Genomic DNA, 19,280 nt, shown 5'->3' with positions numbered 1-19,280 from the left:
CCTCCCACCGGCCATGACCGCCCTGCCGCGGACCGCGGCCGCCCCCGCCGCCGGCATGCTGCTCATGCTGGCGGCGATGGGCAGCTTCACCACCATGGACACCGTGTCCAAGGCGCTGACCGGCAGTTACGACCCGATCCAGGTGACCTGGGCGCGCTACACCTTCCATGCGCTGCCGATGCTGGTGATCGCGGGGCCGTCCTGTTTCCGGCGGATGGCCGCGACGTCCCGGCCGGCGCTGCAGGCGGGGCGCGCCCTGGCGCTGCTGGCTTCCGCCGTGCTGGCGATCCTCGGCTTCAGCCTGATGCCGCTGGCCGATTTGTTCGCGATCAACTTCATCTCACCGCTGCTGGTGATCGTGCTGTCGGTGGTGTTCCTGGGCGAACATGTCGGCCCGCACCGCTGGGCCGCGGTGGCGGCGGGCTTCGCCGGCATGCTGATCATCGTCTGGCCCAGCGGCGACGGCGTCGGCCTTCTCGGCGGCCTGGTCGCCTTCGGGTCGGCGCTGTTCTGGGCGATCGGCCTGGTCGCCACGCGGCGGCTGGAGGGCGAGGATCCCCGCACCACCCTGTTCATCACCGCGCTGGTCGGCACGGTGGTGCTGAGCCTGGCGCAGCCTTTCGTCTGGACGCCGCCCGACGCGGCCGGCTGGGGCCTGATGGTGGCGATGGGGCTGCTGGGGCTGCTGTCGCACAGCCTGCTGATCGCGGCCTTCGGCCAGGCCCCCGCCTCCACCCTGGCGCCGTTCCAGTACAGCCAGCTGATCTACGGCCTCGTGTTCGGCTGGGTGGTGTTCGGCGACGTGATCGGCGCGCGACCGCTGCTGGGCTGCGCCGTCATCGTCGCCGCCGGCGCCTATGTCTGGTGGCGGGAACAGCGGATCCCTGACCGGTCGATCGGTCAATGAACGGCACCTATCCCCTGACGTAGTCCGGGAATCTGGTGCGGATCTCGTCGGCCTGCGCCAGCGTGCCGGACAGGTGCTGGCGCAGCGCCTCCTGCGCCCGGTCGGCGTCGCCATCGGCGATGGCCGCCAGGATGAGGGCGTGGTCGTCCAGGATCGACTGGGCCTTGCCCGGCACCGGCAAATGCAGCCGCCGCAGCCGGTCGAGATGGCCGCTGCGGCTGCGGATCAGCGCCCACAGGTCCGGCACCTCCGCCGCCTCGCACAGCTGGCGGTGCAGCGACTGGTCGGTCTCGGCGAAGCTCTCGAAATCCTGGGCGTCGAGCATGCCGCGCTGGCGCGCGATCAGCGCCTGCAGCCGCGGCACGAAAGACCGGTCCGCCCCCGACTCCCTGGCCCGCAGCGCCAGGGTCCGCACCACCTCCAGCTCCACCGACCGGCGCAGGAAATGCGCTTGCTGCGCCGCCGGCAGGTCGATCGGGCTGACCACGGTGGCGTGCTGCGGGAAGATGTCGACCAGGCCTTCCTCGGCCAGCTTCAGGAGAGCGTCGCGGATCGGCGTCTGGCTGACCCCGAACTGGGCCATCAGCTCGTTGCGCGCCAGCACCGTGCCGGGCGCGAGCGTCAGCGCGATGATCTGCTCGCGCAGCCGCTCGAACACCTGCGGCGCCGCCTGGCGGGCGCGGTCGAGCGGCAAGGGCTGGATCGCCGTGACGGTCATCGGTGCAGCAATCCCTCCTCATCCCTCGGGTCAATACGGGCCTTGGCGCGTATCGACCCGATGATAGCGGGTTTACCGTCGATGCACTAATGCATTAGTGTTTCAACGCGACCGCACAGAGCGTCCTGGGGCGGCCTGCAGACCCGATCCCGCGCCCCAGCCACCGATCCCTCCAGACGGCAGCGAGCCATGACCGACACCCCCCGCAAGACCCCCGACACGCTCCGCAGCGCCCGTTGGTTCGCGCCGGACGATTTGCGCTCCTTCGGCCATCGCTCGCGCGCCATGCAGATGGGCTACGCGCCGGAGGAATGGGCCGGCAAGCCGGTGATCGCGATCCTCAACACCTGGTCCGACGCCAATCCCTGCCACGCCCATTTCAAGCAGCGGGTCGAGGATGTGAAGCGCGGCGTGCTGCAGGCCGGCGGCTTCCCGATGGAGCTGCCGGCGCTGTCGCTGTCGGAGAGCTTCGTCAAGCCGACCACCATGCTGTACCGCAACATGCTGGCGATGGAGGCGGAGGAACTGCTGCGCTCCCACCCCGTCGACGGCGCGGTGCTGATGGGCGGCTGCGACAAGACCACCCCCGGCCTGCTGATGGGCGCGACCAGCGCCGGCCTGCCGATGATCTTCATGCCCGCCGGCCCCATGCTGCGCGGCAACTGGAAGGGCAAGGTGCTCGGCTCCGGCTCCGACGCCTGGAAGTTCTGGGACGAGCGCCGGGCCGGCAACATCAGCGACCAGGACTGGGTCGACATCGAGGGCGGCATCGCCCGCAGCTATGGCCACTGCATGACCATGGGCACGGCCAGCACCATGACCGCGATCACCGAGGCGATCGGGCTGACCCTGCCCGGCGCCTCCTCGATCCCGGCCGCCGATGCCGGCCATATCCGCATGGCCTCGACCTGCGGCCGCCGCATCGTCGAGATGGTGTGGGAGGACCTGGTCCCGGCCAAGATCCAGACCCGCGCCGCCTTCGAGAACGCGATCGCGGTGGCGATGGCGATGGGTTGTTCGACCAATGCCATCATCCATGTCGTCGCCATGGCGCGCCGCGCCGGCTGCGACATCTCGCTGGACGATTTCGACGCCGCCAGCCGGGTGGTGCCGCTGATCGCCAATGTCCGTCCCAGCGGCGACCAGTACCTGATGGAGGATTTCTTCTATGCCGGCGGCCTGCCCGGGCTGATGTCGCGGCTGCGCGACCATCTGCATCTCGACGCGCTGACCGTCAGCGGCCGGACGCTGGGCGAGGACATCGCCCATGCCGAGATCCACAACGACGATGTCATCCGCCCCATCGACAACCCGGTCTATGCCGAGGGCGCGCTGGCGGTGCTGCGCGGCAACCTGTCGCCGGATGGCTGCGTCATCAAGCCCAGCGCCTGCGAGCCGCGCTTCCTGAAGCACACCGGCCCGGCACTGGTGTTCGACGACTATCCCGCGATGAAGGCGGCGATCGACCGCGACGACCTGGACGTCACGGCGGACCACGTGCTGGTGCTGCGCAACGCCGGGCCTCAGGGCGGCCCCGGCATGCCGGAATGGGGCATGCTGCCGATCCCGAAGAAGCTGGTGAGGCAGGGCATCCGCGACATGGTCCGCATCTCCGACGCGCGGATGAGCGGCACCAGCTACGGCGCCTGCATCCTGCATGTCTCGCCCGAATCCTATGTCGGCGGCCCGCTGGCGCTGCTGCGCACCGGCGACCTCGTCACCCTCGACGTCGCCGCCCGTCGCCTCGACATGGAGGTGTCGGAGGAGGAACTCGCCCGCCGCCGGGCCGAGCTGGCGCCGCCGCCGGCCCGCTACGAGCGCGGCTATGGCTGGATGTTCAACAAGCACATCCGCCAGGCCCATGAGGGCTGCGACTTCGACTTCCTCGAGACCGGCTTCGGCGCGCCGGTGGTCGAACCCGACATTTTCTGAAGCGGAGCCCGGCCATGAGCAGACAGGATGAAACGGGCGGATGGGCTCCGTCGACCCGGTACCCCGATCCGGCGGTGCAGGTGCTCGACCCCAGCTTCGCACCCTACCGGATCTTCAGCGCCGCGGTGGAGCGCATCGCCACCGGCTGCCGCTGGGCCGAGGGGCCGGTGTGGTTCGGCGACCGCCGGGCCTTGCTGTGGAGCGACATTCCCAACAACCGCATCCTGAAATGGGATGAGGAGACCGGGGCGGTCAGCGCCTTCCGCAAGCCGTCCAGCAACGCCAACGGCAACACCCGCGACCGCCAGGGGCGGCTGGTGACCTGCGAGCATCTCGGGCGGCGCGTCACCCGCACCGAATATGACGGCAGCATCACCGTGCTGGCCGACCGTTTCGACGGCAAGCGGCTGAACTCGCCCAACGACATCGTGGTGAAGTCGGACGGCTCGATCTGGTTCACCGACCCGATCTTCGGCATCGCCGGCAATTACGAGGGCCGCAAGGCTGAGGCGGAGCTGCCGGGGAACGTCTACCGGCTGGATCCGGAGACCGGGGCCCTGGCGGTCGTCGCCGAGGACATCCGGGGGCCGAACGGCCTCGCCTTCTCGCCCGATGAATCGATCCTCTACCTCGTCGAATCTAGGGCCGTGCCGAACCGGCTGATCGCCGCCTTCGACGTGGTCGATGGCGGCCGGCGCATCGCCAACCGCCGGGTGCTGATCGACGCCGGCCCCGGCACGCCGGACGGCATGCGGGTCGATGTCGACGGCAACCTGTGGTGCGGCTGGGGCATGGGCAGCGAGGAGCTCGACGGGGTGATGATCTTCAACCCCGAGGGCAAGCCGATCGGCCGGATCGCCCTGCCCGAGCGCTGCGCCAACCTGTGCTTCGGCGGCGAGATGCGCAACCGCCTGTTCATGGCCGCCAGCCAGTCGGTCTACGCCCTCTACGTCAACACCCAGGGCGCCATCGGCGGCTGACCGCCCGGGCGACCATTCCAGCAAGGACGACCAGACGTGACCAAACTGAAGCCCGAAACCCGCGACAAGCTGAAGACCGTCAGCACCGCGACCCTGACCACCGCTTTGTTCAAGCGCGGCCTGCGCAACCAGTTCATCCAGGACGTCCATCCGCTGAACCCGGCCGGCGAGCCGATGGTCGGCGAGGCCTTCACCCTGCGCTACATCCCGGCGCGCGAGGACCTGAACCCGCTCAGCGTGTTCCAGGACCGCGCCCACCCGCAGCGCAAGGCGGTGGAGGATTGCCCGCCGGGCGCGGTGTTCGTGATCGACAGCCGCAAGGACCCGCGGGCGGCCTCGGCCGGGTCGATCCTGGTGGCGCGGCTGATGATGCGCGGCGTCGCCGGCGTGGTCACCGATGGCGGCTTCCGCGATTCGCCCGAGATCGCCAGGCTGGGCATCCCCGCCTACCACAACCGCCCGGCGGCGCCGACCAACCTGACCCGACACCAGGCGCTTGACATCAACGTGCCGATCGGCTGCGGCGACGCGCCGGTGTTCCCCGGCGACATCGTGGTCGGCGACGGCGAAGGCGTGGTGATCATCCCGGCCGACATCGCCGACGAGATCGCCGACGAGGCGGTGGAGATGACCGCCTTCGAGGATTTCGTCACCGAGGAGGTGATGAAGGGCCGCTCGATCCTCGGCCTCTACCCCGCCACCGAGGACCAGACCAAGCTCGACTTCGCCGCCTGGCGCAAGGCGAAGGGGCGCTGAGCCGCTGCTCCGATTGCGGGAGAGGTCGGAGGCGCGAAGCGGCTCCGGGTGAGGGTTCTTTGTCGAGGCCTGGACCAGCCCTCACCCGGTCTCATTGCGTGAGCCCGACCTCTCCCGCCAGGCGGGAGAGGCAATCGGGACTCCTTCGACGGAGACCGCGCTTTCGGCCTCAGGCCACCGGCGTCAGCAGCGGCTTCCCGGCGAAATGAGCCAGGAGGTTGCGGACCACGAGGTCGGCCATGGCGTTGCGGGTCTCGACCGTGGCGCTGCCGACATGCGGCTGCAGCACCACGTTGTCGAGGCCGTACAGCGCCTCCGGCACCTTCGGCTCATGCTCGAACACGTCCAGGCCGGCGGCGCCCAGTCGGCCGTCGGTCAGGGCGGCAACCAGCTCCGGCTCGTCCACCACCGTGCCGCGGGCGATGTTGACCAGGATGCCGTCGGGGCCTAGCGCCTCGATCACCGCGCGGTTGACGATGTGGTGGGTGGCGGCGCCGCCCGGGCAGCACAGCACCAGCACATCGGAGTCGCGGGCCAGGGCCACCAGGTCGGGATAATAGGGATGGGCGATGTCGGGCTTGGCCCGCGGCCCGTGCCAGGCGATCGACAGGCCGAACACCTGCGCCCGCTCCGCCACCGCCTGGCCGATCCGCCCCATGCCGACCACGCCCAGGCGCTTGCCGCGCAGGCTGCGGGCCAGCGGCAGGCCGCCCTGGGTCCATTTCCCGGACCGGACGAAGCGGTCGCCGACGCAGAGACGCCGGGCCGTCGCCAGCATCAGCAGCAGGCCGAGATCGGCGACCTCGTCATCGAGCACGCCGGGGGTGTTGGTGACGCGCACGCCGCGGATCTTGGCATGGCCGACATCGACCTTGTCGTAGCCGACGCCGAAATTGCCGATGATCTCCAGCGCCGGGAACCGGTCCATCAACTCGGCGGAGACGCCGGGGCCGGTGACGATGCCGCGGACCTCCGGCGCGACGCGCGCGATCAGCGCCTCCTTGTCCGCCGCCTCCCACAGCCGGTGCACGGTGCAATTCGCTTCCAGCTCGGCGAAGGGTCCGGGCATCAGCCCTGCCAGCGCAAGGACGACGGGTTTGGTCATGACGCTTCCTCTCGGTGTCCCGGCTTCGCGGGCGCGCCCAGCCTATCGTCTACATCGGACGATTCAAGGCCTTCCCGCTGATATCGCCGCATCTCCGCAACGCGCTGCCTTGCTGACGCCACGTTGCGCTGCGCTTGATGCCGATGTTCAGCCAATACGGTAGTATGACGGAACAACGCCATGAGTCGGCTGTTTTCAGTTCTGAAATAAACGCAAGAAAAGGCCGGTCCATCTTGACCCCCTTAGAGATCTTCGAATTCAGCGTATACGGTCTACTGACCATCGCGCTGACGCTATTGTGCCTCCTGTCAAGCAACCTCCTCTGGCTCGCCGCGACCTTCTGGCGGCACCAGTCGCAAGGCCAGAGCCTGGCGAATCATGCGCCGGCCGCGGCCCTGGATGAAGAGGACCTGCCGCGGGTCCTGATCCAGGTCCCGATCTTCAACGAACGCCACGTCGTGCGCCGCATCCTGGGCGCCACCGCGGCGCTGGACTGGCCGGCGGACAAGCTGACGATCCAGCTGCTCGACGACAGCATCGACGAGACCCGCGAGATCGCCGAGGCGGCGGTGCTGGAGCTGCGCGCCGCCGGCGTCGACGCCCACCGGCTGCACCGGACCGACCGCACCGGCTTCAAGGCCGGCGCGCTGCATGCCGGGCTGAGCGTGACCGACCATCCCTATGTCGCAATGTTCGATGCCGACTTCATCCCGCGCCCGGACTTCCTGCGCCGCACCGTCGGGGTGCTGGAGAACGACAAGCGCCTGGCCTTCGTCCAGGGCCGCTGGGACCATCTGAACGGCGACGAGAACCGGCTGACCCGCGCCCAGACCCTTATGCTGGACGCGCATTTCGGGGTCGAGCAGCCGGCCCGCAGCATGACCGGCCTGCCCCTGCCCTTCAACGGCACCTGCGGCATCTGGCGCCGCGCCGCGATCGACGACGCCGGCGGCTGGAAGGCCGACACCCTGACCGAGGATCTCGACCTCAGCCTGCGCGCCCATCTCAAGGGCTGGCGCGCCCGCTACCTCTCGGACATCACCGTGCCGGGCGAGCTGCCGTCCAGCATCGCCGCCTGGCGGGTGCAGCAGTTCCGCTGGACCAAGGGCTTCGCCCAGGTCGCCTGCAAGCTGCTGCCGACCATCTGGCGCTCGGACCTGCCGCGCAAGGCCAAGGTCGCGGTCAGCCTGCAGCTGCTGCAGTGCCTGTTCTACCCGCTGGCCGCCGTGGCCCTGATCAACACGCTGATGTTCCTCGGCATCGGCTTCGACCAGCCGGTGTTCCTGACCGTGCTCGGCCTGTGCTCGACCGTGCTGGGCATCGCCGGCACCGTCGCCTTCCTGGTCTCCGGCCGCTGTGCAGTGCGGCGCGACCGGCTCAGCCGCGTCGCCATGGACATGCTCGCCACCATGGCGCTGAACGCCGGCCTGTCGCTGTCGAATTCGCGCGGCGTGATCGAGGCCTTCATCGGCCGGCGCAGCGGCTTCGTCCGCACCCCGAAGAAGGGCAGTTCGCGCCGCTCGGGCTATGCCAGCGGTGCCGGCAGCGGCATTCCGGAGACGGCGGCCGGCGTGGTCCTGCTCGGCATGGTGGTGACCGACCTGGCCTGGTACCTGCCCTTCCTGGCGGTGTCGGGCACCGGCCTGCTGATCATGGGCGGGGCGCTGCTGGCCGAGCGCTACGACCTGCGGCTGGACCCGCGCCGCCTGCCCGCCAGCCTGCCCGGCGTGAAGCTGGCTCCGCCGACGCCGGCCGCGGCGCCGCAGCCCACCACCCGCAGCTGAACCCGAGCCCGGGGCCGGTGCGCCGCCGCGCCGCCCCCAAGGCTCACAGCCGTTTCCCCATTTCACCGGTAACCACATTCCCTCCCACACCTGCCTCTTTTCGGTCTCAACCTGATATTATCGTCTGCGCGCAACTCGGGCCGAGACCGGCCCCCGCGGGAGACGGACCATGGCGCTCTGGGACAAGATCACCGGCGAATTCATCGACATCATCGAATGGACCGATGATAGCCAGGACACGATGGTCTACCGCTTCGAGCGGCACGGCAACGAGATCAAGTACAACGCCCAGCTGACCGTCCGCGAGAGCCAGGTCGCGGTCTTCGTCAACGAAGGCAAGATCGCCGACGTGTTCCAGCCCGGCATGTACACGCTGGAAACCAGGAACCTGCCGATCCTGTCGACGCTGCAGGGCTGGAAATACGGCTTCGCCAGCCCGTTCAAGGCCGAGGTCTACTTCCTCAACACCAAGCGGTTCACCGACCTGAAATGGGGCACGATGAACCCGGTGATGCTGCGCGATGCGGAGTTCGGGCCGGTGCGGCTGCGCGCCTTCGGCACCTACGCCATCCGGGTCAAGGACCCGGCCGCCTTCATCCGCGAGATCGCCGGCACCGACGGCCGCTTCACCACCGACGAGATCACCGAGCAACTGCGCAACCTGATCGTCACCAGCTTCGCCGGCGCGGTGGCGAAATCCGGCATCCCGGTGCTCGACCTGTCGTCCAACTACGACAAGGTCGGTCAAGTGATCCGCGACGCCATCCAGCCCGAGTTCGACGCCTACGGCCTCGATGTGACGACGCTGCTGGTCGAGAACGTCTCGCTGCCGGAAGAGGTCGAGAAGGCGCTCGATCGCCGCAGCAGCATGGGCGTGGTCGGCGATCTCGGCCGCTACACCCAGTTCCAGACGGCCGAGGCGATCAAGGCCGCGGCCGAGAATCCCGGCGGCGCGGCCGGCATCGGCATCGGCATGGCCACCGCCGGCGGCCTGGCCTCGGCGATGGGCGGCGCGGTGCAGCAGAGCACGGCGCCATCCGCCGGCGCCGCACCGCCGCCCCTGCCCGGCGCGGTCGCCTACCACGTCGCGATCGACGGCAAGCAGAGCGGTCCGTTCCCGGCCGCCGACCTGCAGGCCATGGCCGGCGACGGGCGCCTGACCCGCGACAGCCTGGTGTGGAGCCAGGGCATGGCGGCCTGGACCAAGGCCGGCGACGTCGCCGCGCTGGCCGCGCTGTTCGCCGACCTGCCCCCGCCTCTGCCGCCCGCCGCCTGATCCCCGCTCACGATAGGTTTGGCCATCATGGCGGACATGGCTTTCGCCTGCGCGTCCTGCGGCGCGCAGCTCGAATACGCGCCCGGCACCAGCATGCTGAAATGCCCCTATTGCGGGCATGAGAATCCGATCGCGGCCTCGCCCTGGTCCCGGGTCGAGGAGATCGACTACGCCGCCGGCCTGGCCGAGGCCGGGCAGGCGGCGCCGCAGGAGACCATCCAGGTGGTGTCCTGCAAGCGCTGCGCCGCGGAGTTCCAGCTCGACCCGTCGATCCAGGCCTCGCGCTGCCCGTTCTGCGGCACGCCGATCGTGCTGGAATCGCGCGCGGTCACCCATCTGCGCCCCGGCGCGGTGCTGCCCTTCAGCTTCGACGCCAAGGGCGCGCGAGCGAAATACGAGACCTGGCTGTCCGGCCTGTGGTTCGCGCCGAACGATGTCCGGCGGCTGGCCAAGGCCGACTACGGCTTCATCGGCATGTACGTGCCGTACTGGACCTACGATGCCGACACCAGCAGCGACTATGACGGCCAGCGCGGCGATAACTACACCCGGACGATCCAGGACGGCGACAAGACCCGCACCGTGGTCGAGACGCGCTGGACGCCGCGCAGCGGACAGGTGTCGCGCGGCTTCAACGACGTGCTGGTGGTCGCCAGCCGGTCGCTGCCGAGCGGCTATCTCGACAAGCTGGAGCCCTGGGACCTCGCCGACCTCAGCCCCTACGACCAGCGCTATCTCAGCGGCTTCGGCGCCCAGCACTACCAGCTCGACCTCGCCGGGGGGTTCGAGGCGGCTAAGGGCAAGATGGACCCGGTGATCCGCCGGGACGTCTGCGCCGACATCGGCGGCGACAAGCAGACCATCAGCTCGCTGCAGACCAGCTACAGCGCCGTGACCTTCAAGCACATCCTGCTGCCGGTCTGGATGAACAGCTTCCGCTACGGCCAGCAGACCTACAGCTTCGTGATCAACGGCCGCACCGGCGAGGTGCAGGGCCAGCGCCCCTGGAGCTGGGTCAAGATCGGCCTCGCCGTGCTGGCCGGCCTGGCCGTGGCGGCGGCCGCCGTGATGCTGTTCAACAACCGCTGAGTGGCCATGGAAGTCCTCAAGATCATCGGTTTCAGCCTGGCCGCGGCGATCGCCTACGGCATCCTGCACGACCAGGTGACGGCGCATCTCTGCGTCGAGTACTTCACCATCGCCCATCCGCCGGTGTTCCCCACCGAATCGCCCTTCCTGCTGGCGATCGGCTGGGGGATCCTGGCGACCTGGTGGGTCGGCCTGCCGCTGGGCCTGCTGCTCGCGGCCGCCGCCCGCATCGGCCGCGGCAACCGGCTGGGACTCGCCGATCTCCGCCCCGTCATCCTGCGCCTGCTGGCGACGATGGCGCTGTGCGCCCTGGCGGCCGGGCTGTGGGGCGCCTGGGCGGTGGCGTCGGGGCGGTCCTCCCTGCCCGACGGCTGGGGACGGGTGCTGCCGCCGGAGATCCATGTCGCCTTCGCCGGCGCCGCCTGGGCCCATCTCGCCAGCTATGCCTCCGGCCTCATCGGCGGGCTGGCGGTGATCGGTTGGACGATCTGGCGCCGCATCCGTCCGCCGCCGGCCGGCGCCGCAGCATAGGCCACCCCCCTCATCGTCATTGCGAGCCCCGCAGGGGCGTGGCAATCCAGGCGTTCGTGCCGCGCGATGACGGGCGGCTGTCTGGAGCCGCTGAGGGCATGTCGCATTTTCCCAACCATCTCTGGCTCCTGGCCGGCGCCCTGCTGCTCGACGCGCTGGTCGGCGACCCGCCCTGGCTATGGCGCCGGCTGCCGCATCCCATCGTCCTGGTCGGCCGCGGGATCGGCTGGCTCGACCGCCGGCTGAACCATGACGGCGACGCCCCGGACCGGCGCCGCGCCGCCGGCATCGCCGCGACGCTGCTGCTGGTGCTGGTGGCCGGCGGCCTCGGCTGGGGCGTCTCGGCGCTGCTGCGCGCCCTGCCCTTCGGCTGGCTGCTGGAGATCGCCCTGGCCGCCGTGTTCCTGGCCCAGCGCAGCCTGCACGACCATGTCGCCGCGGTGGGCGCCGCCTGCGAGCTGGAGGGGCTGGAGGGCGGGCGCCGCGCCGTGTCGATGATCGTCGGCCGCGACCCGCAGAGCCTTGATATGGCCGGCGTCTGCCGTGCCGCGATCGAGAGCGATGCCGAGAATTATTCCGACGGCGTGTTCGTGCCGGCCTTCTGGTTTGCGCTGTTCGGCCTGCCCGGTATCCTGGTCTACAAGGCGGTCAACACCGCCGACAGCATGATCGGCCACCGCACCGCCCGGCATGAGGCCTTCGGCTGGGCCGCGGCCCGGCTGGACGATGTCCTGAATCTGATCCCGGCACGGCTGTGCGGCGCCCTGATCGCGCTGGCCGCGCCCTTCGGCGGCGGCCGCATCGGTGCGGCCTGGACGGCGATGCTGCGCGACGCGCCGAAGCACCGCTCGCCCAATGCCGGCTGGCCGGAGGCGGCGATGGCCGGCGGCCTCGGCCTCGCCCTCGCCGGGCCGCGCCAGTATCACGGCACGGTGGTGCCCGATGCCTGGATGGGCGATGGCGGACGCGCGGAAGCGACGCCGCGCGACATCCGCCGGGCGTTGGAGGTCACCAAGGGCGCCGGGGTGTTGCTGATCCTAGTCGCGGTGGCGGGAGCGATGCTGCTGTAGGGCCGAAAGCGCCACTTTTCACCGTCATCGCGAGGCGCGCAGCGCCGTGGCGATCTAGGGACCGGTACCGCTGGATTGCCACGCCCCTTCGGGGCTCGCAATGACGGGTATGGTTTTGGCTCCGCGTGTCCCCGTTAGACCGGAAGCCCGGCCATCATCGCCAGCGCCGGCAGGTCGAGATGCCGCTCCAGATGATCCGCCAGCCCGTCCAGCGTGGCGTCGACCGTGGAATCATAGGCCAGGCCGGCATCGGCGCGCGGCCGGATCGCGGCCAGGAAGGCGGCGCGGAAGCCGTCCGCCGCGAACAGGCCGTGGACGTAGCAGCCGGCCACACGGCCATCGGCCGAGACCGCGCCGTCCGGCCTTCCCTGGAGGTCGAGCAGCGGCCGTGCCAGCGCCGGGCCGTCGGTGCGGCCGACATGCATCTCGTAGCCGCGGATCGCGGCACCGGTCGGCCGATGGGTGCCGGCGACCGCGACCAGGCTCTTCTCCGGCGTCATCACCGTCTCGAGGTCCATCAGCCCCAGCCCCTCGGCCGACCCCGGCGCGCCGTCGATGCCATCCGGGTCGTGGAGCCGTCGCCCCATCATCTGGAACCCGGCGCACAGGCCGAGCACGCGGCCGCCCCGCCGGACATGTGCCGCAATGTCGACATCCCAGCCCTGGGCGCGCAGGAAGGCGAGGTCGCCGATGGTCGATTTCGACCCCGGCAGCAGCACGAGGTCGGCGTCGCCCGGCAGCGCCTCGCCCGGCCGCACCATCCGCACCGACACGTCGGGCTCCAGCCGCAGCGGGTCGAGATCGTCGAAATTGGCGATGCGCGACAGCACCGGCACGGCGATGGTGATGGCGCGGCCCGGCGCCGTCTCGATCTCGGCCAGGGCGTTGGCGTCCTCGGCCGGCAGAAGCGACGCCTGCGGCCAGTGCGGCACGATGCCGAGGCCCTGCCAGCCGGTGCGGTCGGCGACGATGCGCATGCCGTCGGCGAACAGCGCCGCGTCGCCGCGGAAGCGGTTGATGATGAAGCCGCGGATGCGGGCGGCCTCGGCCGGGGCGATCACCGCATGGGTGCCGACCAGGCTGGCGATCACGCCGCCTCGATGGATGTCGGCCACCAGCACCACCGGCAGGTCCGCCGCCTCGGCGAAGCCCATATTGGCGATGTCGCCGGCCCGCAGATTGACCTCGGCCGGGCTGCCGGCGCCCTCGACCAGCACCAGGTCGGCCTCGGCCGACAGCCGGGCGAAGCTGTCCAGCACCGCCGCCAGCAGCTCCGGCTTGCGGGCGGCGTAGTCCCGCGCCTTCAGCGTGGCGATGCGCCGGCCCTGGACGATGACCTGGGCGCCGGTCTCGCTCTCCGGCTTCAGCAGCACCGGGTTCATGTGCACGGTCGGCTCGACGCCGCAGGCGCGGGCCTGCAGCGCCTGGGCCCGCCCGATCTCGCCGCCATCCGCCGTCACCGCGGCGTTGTTCGACATGTTCTGCGGCTTGAACGGCCGCACCCGCAGGCCGCGCCGGGCGAACACCCGGCACAGCCCGGCGACGATCAGCGACTTGCCGACATCGGAGCCGGTGCCCTGGATCATCAGGGCGAGGGGGCGGCTCCCTGTCACTCTCTGTCATGCCACGGCTTGACCGTGGCATCCAGGGGCAGCCAGAGCGGCTCTCGGTGGCCCCTGGATTGCCCGGTCAAGCCGGGCAATGACAGAAAGAGGGAGGCCGTCATTGGGGAAAACCCCATCAGAACTCGATCCCCGCCTGCGCCTTCACCCCGTCGCGGAACGGGTGCTTGATCTGGGTCATCTCGGTGACGAGGTCGGCGATCTCGATCAGCTCGTCCTTGGCGTTGCGGCCGGTGACGATGACATGGGTGTCCGCCGGCTTCTCGTCGCGCAGGAAGGCCACCACCTCCTCCGCCGGCAGGTAGTCGTAGCGCAGCACGATGTTCAGCTCGTCCAGCAGCACCATGCGGTAGGCCGGGTCGCGGATCATCGCCTTGGCGGCCTCCCAGGCGGCGCGGGCGGCGGCGATGTCGCGCTCGCGGTCCTGGGTCTCCCAGGTGAAGCCCTCGCCCATCGCGGTGATCGTCACCAGCTCCGGGAACCGCTCCAGCACATGGCGCTCGCCGGTCTCCCAGCTGCCCTTGACGAACTGCACCACACCGGTGCGGAAGCCGTGGCCGATCGACCGCAGCACCATGCCGAAGGCGGCGGTCGACTTGCCCTTGCCCTTGCCGGTGTGGACGATAAGCAGCCCCTTCTCCAGGGTCTTGTCCGCCAGCATGCGGTCGCGCACCGCCTTCTTCTTCGCCATCTTCTCGGCGTGGCGGGCGTTGATCTCGTCTTCGGTCATGCCGTCGGTCTTCATCGGCCGGGCTCCTTCGTCAGCGCGTCGAGTTCATGGTAGACGGCGTTCGCCCTCGGCTGCCACAGGCCGCGATCCAGCGCCTCCTGCAGCCGCTCCGCGATCTCGCGCGCCGCCGCCGGATTGGCCTGTTCCAGGAAGGCCCGGACCTCGGGGTCGCCGAGCATGGCGTCATAGACCAGGTCGAACTGGTGGTCGGCCACGGCATCGGTGGTCGCCGCGAAGGCGAAGAGATAGTCGACCGTGGCCGCCATCTCGAAGGCGCCCTTGTAGCCGTGGCGCATCACGCCGCGGATCCATTTCGGGTTGACCACCCGGGCGCGGACGACACGGGCGATCTCCTCGCGCAGGGTCCGGATCACCGGCCGCTCCGGCCGGGAATGGTCGTTGTGGTAGATCGCCGGCCGGGCGCCGGAGAGGTGATGGATCGCCGCCGCCAGCCCGCCTTCGAACTGGTAGTAGTCGTCGGAATCCAGGAGGTCGTGCTCGCGGTTGTCCTGGTTGTGGACGACGGCTTCGACCGTCTCCAGCCGCTGGGCGAACAGGCCGTGCGCGGCCGCGCCCTCGGCACCGTCGCCATAGGCCCAGCCGCCCCATTCCAGATAGGCGCGGCCGAGATCGGCCTCGTCGCGCCACAGTTTCTCGTCGATCAGCGCCTGCAGGCCGGCGCCGTAAGCCCCCGGCTTGGCGCCGAAGACGCGGAAGCCGGCGCGGTGGCGCGCCTCGGCCTCAGGCGTGCCGGCGGCGACCAGCGCCGCCGTCTCCGCCCGCACCCGCGCGGCGAGCGGGTTGGTGTCCTCCGGCTCGTCCAGCGCCGCCACGGCGCGCACGGCGCTGTCGAACAGGTCGATCTGGCTGGGGAAGGCGTCGCGGAAGAAGCCGGAGATGCGCAGGGTGACGTCGACCCGCGGCCGGTCGAGCACCCCGGCCGGCATGATCTCGAAGCCGGTGACGCGACGCGAGGCCGGGTCCCAGCGCGGCTGCACGCCGAGCAGCGCCAGCGCCTGGGCGATGTCGTCGCCGCCGGTGCGCATGTTGCTGGTGCCCCAGGCGCTCAGCGCCATGGTGCGGGGCCAGTCGCCATGCTCCTGCCGGTGCCGCTCGACCAGCAGCGCCGCCGATTTCCAGCCGAGATGCCAGGCGGCCGGGGTCGGCACCGTGCGGCTGTCGACCGAGTAGAAGTTGCGGCCGGTCGGCAGCACGTCCAGCCGCCCGCGGGTCGGCGCGCCGGAGGATCCCGGCGCCACGAAGCGCCCGGCCAGCCCGCGCAGCAGCCCGTCGATCTCGGCGGCGCCGGAGCGGTCGACGGCCGGGGCAACGGCGGCCTGGATCTCCGCCAGCACGGCGGCGGTGGCGGTCCATCCGGCCTCCGCCGGCCGGGTGCCGGCGACCAGATCGCGCGCCAGAGTCTCCAGCCGCTCCACCGTGTCGCCCAGGGTGCGCCAGCCTTCCACAGGCCCGAGAGCTGCAGGCCGCAGCCCGGCCCAGGCATCGCCGAAGCGGCAGTCCAGCGGGTCGAAGCCGAGGCCGAGATCGCCGGCCAAAGCCCGGATCAGCGAGGCGTCGCCGCCCTGCCCGGCCCCGCGCGGCACCCGGGTCAGCGCCACCAGCAGGTCGGTGCGCTGGTCGCCTGCGGGCGAGCGGCCGAAGATGTGCAGCCCGTCGCGGATCTGCATCTCCTTCAGCTCGCACAGATGGTTGTCGATCTGTGCCAGGGCGGAATCGGATTCGTCGCCCGGCGCCACGCCGCAATCCTGGTCGAGGCCGGAGCTGCGGGCGAGGTCGAGGATGCGGTCGCGCAGATGCGCCAGCCGGCGCGGGTCCATGCCGGCGGCCTCGTAGTATTCGTCGACCAGCGCCTCCAGGTCCTTCAGCGGGCCGTAGCTCTCGGCCCGGGTCAGCGGCGGCGTCAGATGGTCGATGATGACGGCGGCGGTGCGGCGCTTGGCCTGGGTGCCCTCGCCCGGATCGTTGACGATGAAGGGGTAGAGATGCGGGACGGGGCCGAAGGCGGCCTCCGGGAAGCAGTCCTGCGACAGCGCCAGCGCCTTGCCCGGCAGCCACTCCAGATTGCCGTGCTTGCCCATATGGATGAACGCCTGGGCGCCGAAGCCGCCGCGCAGCCAGGCGTAGAAGGCGAGATAGCCGTGCGGCGGCACCAGCGCCGGGTCGTGATAGGTCGCCTGCGGGTCGATGTTGTAGCCGCGCGCCGGCTGCACCCCGATGATGACATGGCCGAAGCGGTGGACCGCCAGCCGGAAGGCATCGCCCTCGACGAAGGGATCGGCTTCGGGCTCGCCCCAGCGGGCCGTCACCGCCGTTCGCACGGGCTCGGGCAGGCCGGCGAAGAAAGCGCGGTAGTCGGCCAGCGGATAGGCCTCGCCGCCGGCGCGGTCGGCGCGGGTCGCAAGCGCATTGGTCGGCCCGGCCGTCACCCGCGCCATCAGGTCAGCCGCATCCTCGGGCACATCGGCGACGGCATAGCCGGCGGCGGCCAGGGCGCGCAGCACCTCGACCGTCCCGGCCGGGGTGTCGAGGCCGACGCCGTTGCCGAGCCTGCCGTCGCGGTTCGGGTAGTTGGCCAGGATCAGTGCGACCCGGCGATCGGCCGCCGGCGTCCGCCGCAGTCCCGCCCAGGCGGCAGCGAGATCGGCCACGAAATCGATGCGGTCGGCCACCGGGCGGTAGGACACCACGGTGCATTCGGTCAGTGGATCCCAGCGTGCCTCCGACTTGAAGGACACGGCGCGGGTCAGTACCCGTCCGTCGATCTCGGTCAGGGCGACATTCATCGCCAGATCCTGGGCCGACAGGCCGCGCGTGCCGTCGCGCCACGCCGCCTCGCCCCCGCCGGCGAACACCACCTGCAGCACGGGGCAGTCGGCCGCGTCGAACGGCGTCGGCTGGGTCGGGCCGCCGGGGCTGGAGACAGCGAAGCTGGTGGCGTTGAGGATTACCGCCGGCGGATGGCGAGCGAAGGCCTCGGTGACCAGCTCGGCCGACACCGTGTCCTTCAGGCTGGAGACGAAGATCGGCAGCGGGTTCAGTCCCCGGGCCTGCAGCGCCGCGACCAGCGCATCGACCGGCGCCAGGTTCCCCGCCTGCACCAGGGCCCGGTAGAAGACGAGGCCGGTGACGGGGGCGTCGCCCGGCCACCGCCCGGCGATCTCCGCATAGGACGGATGGCGCAGGTCCGGCCAGTACAGCCCGGCGCGCAGCAGCGGCCGCGGTTCGGCCCATTGCAGGTCGCGGCCGGTCAGCGTCGCGGCATAGGCCAGGAAGCCGCGGGCGTTCTCGATGCCGCCTTCGACCAGATAGCGCCACAGCCGGCCCCGCGCCTCCTCCGGCAGGGTCGACAGCGCGTCGAGATCGGCATCCGGCTTGTCGTCGCCCGGCAGCACGGCCAGGGGGATGCCCTCGCGCCGGCAGGCGGCATGCACCTGCTCGATGCCGTAGCGCCAATAGCCGGCGCCGCCGAGCAGCCGCACCACCACCAGCTTCGCCCGGCTGACCACGTCGTCGACATAGGTGTCGACCGACAGGTTGTGGCCGAGCTGCAGCAGGTTGGCCAGCCGGACTGAGGGGAAATCCTCGCCGAAACCGGACCGCGCCGCCGACAGGCAGGCGAGTTCGGTGTCGGCCGCGGTCAGGACGACGATGTCGCCCGGACTCTGGCCGAGATCGACCGCCTCCGACCCGTCGGCGACGCTGCCCGGCTGGGTGGCGAGGAGATGCATCAGGCCGCGAGCGATGCGGTGATGGCGGCGCGGTCGAGGCCGCGTTCGCCGATCACCACCAGGGTGGTGCCGCGGGCCTCGTCGGCGCGCCACGGGCGGTCGTAGTAATGCTGGATCCGGCCGCCCACCGCCTGGACCACCAGGCGCATCGGCTTGCCCTCGACCGCGGCGAAGCCCTTCAGCCGCAGGATGTCATGCGCCTCGATCACCGGCTTCAGCTTGCGCGTCAGGGCGTCGGGGTCGGTCACGGCGCCGAGATCGACATGGAAGCTCTCGAAATCATCGTGGTCGTGCTCGTCCTCGGCATCGTGATGCGAGGGGCGCGCCGCCAGATCGTCCTCGGCCGCGGAGCCGAGGCCCAGCAGCACCGCGGCGTCGATCGCGCCGTGGCGGGCCTTGACCACCTTGACCCCCGGGCGCAGCTGCGCGGCCAGCTCGGCGGACACCGTCGCTAGCCCGGCCTCATCCAGCAGGTCGGTCTTGTTCAGGATCACCATGTCGGCGCAGGCGAGCTGGTCCTCGAACAGCTCCTCCAGCGGGTTGTCATGGTCCAGCCCCTCGTCGGCCGCGCGCTGGGCGGCCAGCGCCTCCTCGTCCAGCGCGAAGCGGCCCTCGGACATGGCGGCGCCGTCGATCACGGTGATGACGCCGTCGACCGTGACCCGAGTGCGGATCTCGGGCCAGCCGAACGCCTTGACCAGCGGCTTCGGCAGGGCCAGGCCGCTGGTCTCGATCACGATGTGGTCCGGCGGCTCGGCGCGGTTCAGCAGCTTCTCGATGGTCGGGATGAAGTCGTCGGCCACGGTGCAGCAGATGCAGCCATTGGCCAGCTCCACCACATCCTCCTCGCGGCAGGTGGCGTCGCCGCAGCTGCGCAGCAGGTCGCCATCGACCCCGACATCGCCGAACTCGTTGATGATCAGGGCCAGCCGGCGGCCATTCGCGGTCTGCAGCAGGTGGCGGATCAGCGTGGTCTTGCCGGCGCCGAGGAAGCCGGTGATGACGGTGGCGGGGATCTTGGCGGGCATGCG

Annotated in this window: 15 protein-coding genes; 9 read left to right on the top strand and 6 right to left on the bottom strand. The window is 70.8% G+C overall.

The features are described 5' to 3' along the window. Positions 1 to 13 precede the first annotated feature (13 nt). Positions 14 to 907, top strand: a complete 894-nt coding sequence (locus AB4112_RS14080; protein ID WP_441720477.1) for a DMT family transporter — start codon at positions 14 to 16, stop codon at positions 905 to 907. A 7-nt stretch (positions 908 to 914) separates the two neighbouring features. Here the strand turns inward: AB4112_RS14080 and AB4112_RS14075 are convergent, their stop codons facing one another. Continuing rightward, positions 915 to 1,625 carry a GntR family transcriptional regulator gene (locus tag AB4112_RS14075; protein WP_441720475.1) on the bottom strand — a complete coding sequence of 237 codons (711 nt, stop codon included), beginning with the start codon at positions 1,623 to 1,625 and terminating at the stop codon, positions 915 to 917. A gap of 189 nt (positions 1,626 to 1,814) precedes the next feature. Between AB4112_RS14075 and araD the strand changes: the two genes are divergently transcribed. Genes araD through AB4112_RS14060 form a run of 3 tightly spaced genes read left to right on the top strand, consistent with a single transcriptional unit; the run spans position 1,815 to position 5,293 of the window. Next, entirely contained in the window at positions 1,815 to 3,557 is a 1,743-nt protein-coding gene (gene araD / locus AB4112_RS14070) for an L-arabinonate dehydratase (RefSeq protein ID WP_441720473.1), read from the top strand. Positions 3,558 to 3,571: 14 nt separating this feature from the next. Then, complete coding sequence (locus tag AB4112_RS14065) at positions 3,572 to 4,537, top strand: SMP-30/gluconolactonase/LRE family protein (protein ID WP_441720471.1); 966 nt, start codon at positions 3,572 to 3,574, stop codon at positions 4,535 to 4,537. Between the two features lie 36 nt (positions 4,538 to 4,573). Continuing rightward, positions 4,574 to 5,293 (top strand): ribonuclease activity regulator RraA, encoded by a 720-nt coding sequence (locus tag AB4112_RS14060; RefSeq protein ID WP_309802265.1) that lies wholly within the window; start codon positions 4,574 to 4,576, stop codon positions 5,291 to 5,293. 169 nt (positions 5,294 to 5,462) lie between these two features. Here the strand turns inward: AB4112_RS14060 and AB4112_RS14055 are convergent, their stop codons facing one another. Then, the gene (locus AB4112_RS14055; protein WP_441720469.1) at positions 5,463 to 6,398 is read right to left on the bottom strand and encodes a 2-hydroxyacid dehydrogenase; all 936 of its coding nucleotides are present in this window, start codon (positions 6,396 to 6,398) and stop codon (positions 5,463 to 5,465) included. Positions 6,399 to 6,631: 233 nt separating this feature from the next. On the opposite strand from AB4112_RS14055, the gene AB4112_RS14050 reads away from it, so the two are divergent. The 5 genes from AB4112_RS14050 (at position 6,632) to cbiB (ending at position 12,148) form a co-directional block, all read left to right on the top strand. Further along, on the top strand, positions 6,632 to 8,182 hold the full coding sequence (locus AB4112_RS14050; RefSeq protein WP_309796587.1) for a glycosyltransferase: 1,551 nt from the start codon (positions 6,632 to 6,634) through the stop codon (positions 8,180 to 8,182). Positions 8,183 to 8,351: 169 nt separating this feature from the next. Then, entirely contained in the window at positions 8,352 to 9,458 is a 1,107-nt protein-coding gene (locus AB4112_RS14045; RefSeq protein ID WP_441720467.1) for an SPFH domain-containing protein, read from the top strand. A 27-nt stretch (positions 9,459 to 9,485) separates the two neighbouring features. Next, positions 9,486 to 10,547 (top strand): hypothetical protein, encoded by a 1,062-nt coding sequence (locus AB4112_RS14040; RefSeq protein WP_441720465.1) that lies wholly within the window; start codon positions 9,486 to 9,488, stop codon positions 10,545 to 10,547. A gap of 6 nt (positions 10,548 to 10,553) precedes the next feature. Then, positions 10,554 to 11,078 carry a hypothetical protein gene (locus tag AB4112_RS14035; RefSeq protein WP_441720463.1) on the top strand — a complete coding sequence of 175 codons (525 nt, stop codon included), beginning with the start codon at positions 10,554 to 10,556 and terminating at the stop codon, positions 11,076 to 11,078. 98 nt (positions 11,079 to 11,176) lie between these two features. Continuing rightward, positions 11,177 to 12,148 (top strand): adenosylcobinamide-phosphate synthase CbiB, encoded by a 972-nt coding sequence (cbiB, locus tag AB4112_RS14030; protein WP_441720461.1) that lies wholly within the window; start codon positions 11,177 to 11,179, stop codon positions 12,146 to 12,148. Positions 12,149 to 12,282: 134 nt separating this feature from the next. Here cbiB and AB4112_RS14025 read toward each other — a convergent pair whose 3' ends face one another. From AB4112_RS14025 to cobW, 4 genes are all read right to left on the bottom strand, one after another. Next, a complete protein-coding gene (locus AB4112_RS14025) occupies positions 12,283 to 13,734 on the bottom strand; it encodes a cobyric acid synthase (RefSeq protein WP_441720512.1) in 1,452 nt (483 codons plus the stop codon). Between the two features lie 154 nt (positions 13,735 to 13,888). Further along, positions 13,889 to 14,515 carry a cob(I)yrinic acid a,c-diamide adenosyltransferase gene (cobO, locus tag AB4112_RS14020; protein WP_309796577.1) on the bottom strand — a complete coding sequence of 209 codons (627 nt, stop codon included), beginning with the start codon at positions 14,513 to 14,515 and terminating at the stop codon, positions 13,889 to 13,891. Then, a complete protein-coding gene (cobN, locus tag AB4112_RS14015) occupies positions 14,512 to 18,249 on the bottom strand; it encodes a cobaltochelatase subunit CobN (protein ID WP_441720459.1) in 3,738 nt (1,245 codons plus the stop codon). Before cobN ends, cobO begins: the two co-directional genes overlap by 4 nt. Then, positions 18,249 to 19,277 carry a cobalamin biosynthesis protein CobW gene (gene cobW / locus AB4112_RS14010; protein ID WP_309796573.1) on the bottom strand — a complete coding sequence of 343 codons (1,029 nt, stop codon included), beginning with the start codon at positions 19,275 to 19,277 and terminating at the stop codon, positions 18,249 to 18,251. Before cobW ends, cobN begins: the two co-directional genes overlap by 1 nt. Positions 19,278 to 19,280: the final 3 nt, after the last annotated feature.

This window comes from Inquilinus sp. 2KB_23, from assembly GCF_052115705.1.
Taxonomy (GTDB): Bacteria; Pseudomonadota; Alphaproteobacteria; order DSM-16000; family Inquilinaceae; genus Inquilinus; species Inquilinus ginsengisoli_A.
The sequence above is the reverse complement of the archived record's forward strand: the minus strand, read 5'-3'. Positions and strand labels throughout refer to the sequence as shown.